This is a genomic window from Acidovorax sp. HMWF018 (genome assembly GCF_003061035.1).
GTDB classification, from domain to species: Bacteria; Pseudomonadota; Gammaproteobacteria; order Burkholderiales; family Burkholderiaceae_C; genus Acidovorax; species Acidovorax delafieldii.
This window is the reverse complement of record NZ_QAIM01000215.1, coordinates 1-4,131: the sequence shown is the minus strand read 5'-3', so window position 1 is coordinate 4,131 and position 4,131 is coordinate 1. Positions and strand designations below refer to the sequence as shown.

The following is a 4,131-nucleotide window of genomic DNA, read 5'->3' as shown; positions in this document are numbered from 1 at the left end:
CTCGGCCACCGGAGCCGCACGTCCGTCGCCAGCTGCGGGGTTGGCAGGCATGGCGCTGCTGTTGGCGCTGCGCGTGTCCACCTTGTTTTGTGCCTTGGACGCCGCCGCACCACCGGATGCAGAAGGGTTCACCTCGGACGGAGGGCGCGCATTGCTGTTGGCGGGGGCCTGGGCCAGCGCAGCGGTGCATGCCAATGCGGCCAGAGCGGCGAAGACGGTTTGCTTTTGCATGGAGAACTCCTTCAGAAAAACGTGCGATCAAGCGAAATGCTTGGATGCATTGTTTTGCCGCACCCCGCCCCCGCTTGTAGGACGTTCACGGGCCTGCAGGTCAGGCCAAGCGCCTGAGCATGTGGGGTGTGAACGCGTACCAGGGGACGCTTGCGTCTGGCTACAAACTGTGCGGACATCTACACACAACAGGCGTGCCGCGTTACACCGCGCTGGCAAATGTAGAGTGAGGCAACAGCAGGCAAGAGTGCTGGCGCGGCACGCTTTGCTGCGGTGCAATGCAACCCTGTTCAACTTCCAAGGAGCCAGGCTCACCATGAAAGCACTGCAACGACGCCACTACTCGTTCGACACACGCAGCGTGATGCTCTTCGCCGCCCTCTCTCTGGGTGGTGTGGGTGCCTTGCAGGCACAGACGTCCTCCTCTTCCTCTCCTCCCCAATTTGGCCCCGCAAGCAAGAGCACCGCACAGTCAGGCTCGCCTTTTTCTGTGGGGCCCAGCAGTGGCGGCGTCTCCACCGCAGCGGCCGCCGCATTTGACAAGGCCGACACCAACAAGGACGGTCAGCTGAGCGCCCAAGAGGCCGCCACGCTACCAGCCATCAGCCAACGTTTCAAGGAACTCGATACCGACAAGAACGGATCTCTGTCCCGCGCCGAGTTCGACAAGGGGGTGCAGTCCTGACCCTGCACACCGCTTAACTGCCCTGAGCCAGAGGCCGGGGTAGGCGCAACTACCAAACCGCAAAGCCTGCCCGCGCTGGAACTCCAGGGCGTGGGCAGGCCTTTGTGCGTACAAGCAGCAGCAAATGAATTTCAGTCGTGCAACGATGACAAAAACTGCTGCAGCTCAGGCGTCTGCGGACTTCCAAACAGCTGGGCAGGCGTGCCCTGCTCATGCACCCGCCCTTGGTGCATGAAGATCACACGGTCGCTCACCTTGCGGGCGAACGCCATCTCGTGCGTGACCATCATCAGCGTCATGCCTTCTTGCGCCAGCGATTCGACCACGCGCAGCACCTCACCCACCAGTTCAGGGTCCAGCGCCGAGGTGATCTCGTCACACAGGAGCACCTGCGGCTCCATGGCCAGTGCGCGCGCAATGGCCACGCGCTGCTGCTGGCCGCCCGAGAGCTGGTCGGGCATGGCGTCAAACTTTTCGCCCAACCCCACGCGCGCCAAAAGCTGCCGCGCCTGCGCCTCGGCGGTTTTGGCATCGCGCGCCTTCACCAGCGTGGGCGCCAGCATGATGTTGCGGCCCACAGAGAGGTGCGGAAACAGATTGAAGCTCTGGAAGATCATGCCCACCTGCTGGCGCAGCGCGCGCATGGCGGCGGGGCTGTCGTGCAGCAGCTTCTGGCCGTTGACGCTGAGGGCGCCTTCCTGGAACTCCTCCAGCCCATTCACGCAGCGCAGCAACGTGCTCTTGCCCGAGCCACTCTTGCCGATGATGGCGATGACCTCGCCGCGCTGCACTTTCAGGTCGATGCCCTTGAGCACTTCATTGCTGCCGTAGGACTTGCGCAGCGCAGTGATGTCCACAATGGGCGGCTCACCCACCACGATGCCGTCGTGCGCAAGGGTGGGTTTGGTTGCGGAGGCTTCAGCGGCGATGGCCATGGAGTTTCCTTTCAAGGGACTGCGCCACCAGGCTCACCGGGAAGCACAAAACAAAATACAGCAGCGCTACGCAGGCGTAGACAAGGAAGGGCTTGTAGGTGGCGTTGGAGATCATGCTGCCCGCCTTGGTCAGCTCCACAAAGCCGATGACCGAAGCCAGCGCCGTGCCCTTGATCACCTGCACCAGAAAGCCCACCGTGGGCGGCACCGCGATGCGCAGCGCCTGCGGCAGCACCACGTGGCGCAGCTGCTCGCCAAAGTTGAGCGCCAGGCTCTGCGCCGCCTCCCACTGCCCCTTGGGGATGGAGGCCACACAGCCGCGCCAGATCTCTGTGAGGTAGGCACTGGTGTAGAGCGTGAGCGCCACCGCAGCAGCCGTCCACGGCGAGGTCTTGATGCCAAAGAGCGCAATGCCGAAGTAGGCCAGGAACAGCTGCATCAGCAGCGGCGTGCCCTGGAACACCTGCACATAAGCGCCCACGGCGCGGTCCACGCCACGCACTTTGGACAGGCGCAGCACCAGCAGCACCAGGCCCACCAGGCCACCACCGATGAAGGCGATGAGGGACAGGGACACCGTCCAGCGCGCTGCCAGCAGCAGGTTGCGCAGGATGTCCCACAGGGAAAATTCAACCATCTCGATTTACCTCCCCACCAAGAATCGGGCGCCCACCCACATCAGCAGGCGGCGGGTGAGCATGGACAGCACCAGGTACACGGCAGTGGCCAGGATGAAGGCCTCGAAAGCGCGGAAGGTGTTGCTGGAGATCAGGTTGGCGGCGTAGCTCAGCTCGGGCGTGGAGATCTGCCCGCACACGGCCGAGCCCAGCATCACGATGATGATCTGGCTGACCATGGCGGGCCACACCTTTTGCAGCGCGGGCGGCAGCACCACGCGCCGGAAGGTCTGGCCCGGCGTCAGCGCCAGACTGTGCGCGGCTTCGATCTGGCCACGGGGTGTGGCCTCGATGCCTGCGCGAATGATCTCGGCGGAATACGCGCCCAGGTTGATCACCATGGCCAGCACCGATGCAAACTCGGGCGAGAGCTTGAGCCCCAGCGCGGGCAGCCCGAAGAACAGGAAGAACAGCTGCACGATGAAAGGCGTGTTGCGCACCAGCTCCACATAGCTGGCCACGGCCCAGCGCAGCGCAGTGGGACGGTGGCCCAGGTTGCGCGCACGCGCCCAGGCGCAGACCGTGCCCAGCAGCAGGCCCAGCACGGTGCCCACAATGGTGAGGGCTATGGTCCAGACCACGCCGCGCACCAGCAACGGCCACGACGTGAGGACGGCGGAAAAATCGAGCGCAATCAGCATGCTTGTGCCCTGCGCCGCTTGTCGCGCCGCAGGCCCCTGGGTTTCAGCAATTCATCCTGTGCGCCGCATCACAGGGGCAGGTCACCCGCAGGACGACCCAGCCACTTGTTGGACAGCTTGTCGATGTCGCCCGACTTGCGGGCCTCGGCAATGATTTCGTTCACGCGCAGGCGCAGCTTGTCTTCGCCTTTGGCCACACCGATGAAGTTCGGGCTGTCCTTGAGGAGCAGCTTGTATTCGGTGGCCAGGTTGGGGTTCTTGACCATGATGGTGCCCGCCGTCGATGCGCTGGTCGCAATGGCCTGCGTCTGGCCCGACACAAAGGCCGCAATGCTGGCGGCGTGGTCTTCAAAGCGCTTCACGTCCACGCCGGCAGGCGCGACCTTGGCCAGCTCCTGGTCTTCCATGGCGCCGCGCGTCACGGCCACCGTCTTGCCCGCCAGGTCGGCAAAGCTCTTGATGTTCAGGCTCTTGCTCGCAAACACGGCCTGGAAGAACGGTGCGTAGGCCGCAGTGAAGTCGATCACTTTCTCGCGCTCGGGGTTCTTGCCCAGCGTGGAGATCACGAGGTCGGCCTTCTGCGTTTGCAGGTACGGGATGCGGTTGGCGCTGGTCACGGGAATCAGCTCGACCTTGACGCCCAGCTTGGTGCCGATGTAGTTGGCCATCTCCACGTCCAGGCCCTGGGGCTTGAGGTCGGTGCCGACAAAGCCGTAGGGCGGGTAGTCGGTGGGGATGGCGATCTTGATTTCCTTGGCCTTGAGAATGTTGTCCAGCGCGTTCTGCGCGTGGGCTGCAGGTGCCATCAGGGCCGCTGCGAGGCAGGTGGCGGCAAGCACGCCCAGGGTCAGGCGGCGGGTGGACGAAGTGACGGTGCGGACGGTGGTCATAGCAGGGCTCCTAGGTAGGTGGATGCGTCGGCAGGGGCGTCTGGGTCAGACGCTGGGGGGATGGAACTGGGG

The 4,131-nt window shown here is 64.2% G+C and carries 5 protein-coding genes and 1 pseudogene; 1 reads left to right on the top strand and 5 read right to left on the bottom strand.

Going from position 1 to position 4,131, the window contains the following annotated elements; genetic code table 11:
• Positions 1-231 (bottom strand): annotated as a pseudogene (locus DBR23_RS07775) (hypothetical protein); the annotation flags it as partial.
• Between the two features lie 316 nt (positions 232-547).
• Here DBR23_RS07775 and DBR23_RS07770 point away from each other — a divergent pair.
• On the top strand, positions 548-916 hold the full coding sequence (locus tag DBR23_RS07770; RefSeq protein WP_056057038.1) for an EF-hand domain-containing protein: 369 nt from the start codon (positions 548-550) through the stop codon (positions 914-916).
• 131 nt (positions 917-1,047) lie between these two features.
• On the opposite strand, the gene DBR23_RS07765 is transcribed toward DBR23_RS07770, so the two are convergent.
• The 4 genes from DBR23_RS07765 to DBR23_RS07750 all read right to left on the bottom strand — a co-directional run bounded on the left by DBR23_RS07765 (position 1,048) and on the right by DBR23_RS07750 (position 4,059).
• Positions 1,048-1,851 carry an amino acid ABC transporter ATP-binding protein gene (locus DBR23_RS07765; protein ID WP_108497848.1) on the bottom strand — a complete coding sequence of 268 codons (804 nt, stop codon included), beginning with the start codon at positions 1,849-1,851 and terminating at the stop codon, positions 1,048-1,050.
• Complete coding sequence (locus DBR23_RS07760; protein WP_056057035.1) at positions 1,835-2,488, bottom strand: amino acid ABC transporter permease; 654 nt, start codon at positions 2,486-2,488, stop codon at positions 1,835-1,837. The genes DBR23_RS07765 and DBR23_RS07760 overlap by 17 nt, the downstream gene beginning before the upstream one ends.
• Positions 2,489-2,494: 6 nt before the next feature.
• Positions 2,495-3,169: an amino acid ABC transporter permease gene (locus tag DBR23_RS07755; protein WP_056057034.1), complete on the bottom strand. Its 675-nt coding sequence runs from the start codon at positions 3,167-3,169 to the stop codon at positions 2,495-2,497.
• A gap of 68 nt (positions 3,170-3,237) precedes the next feature.
• Positions 3,238-4,059, bottom strand: coding sequence for a transporter substrate-binding domain-containing protein (locus DBR23_RS07750; protein WP_108497847.1), 822 nt, complete (start codon positions 4,057-4,059; stop codon positions 3,238-3,240).
• Positions 4,060-4,131: the final 72 nt, after the last annotated feature.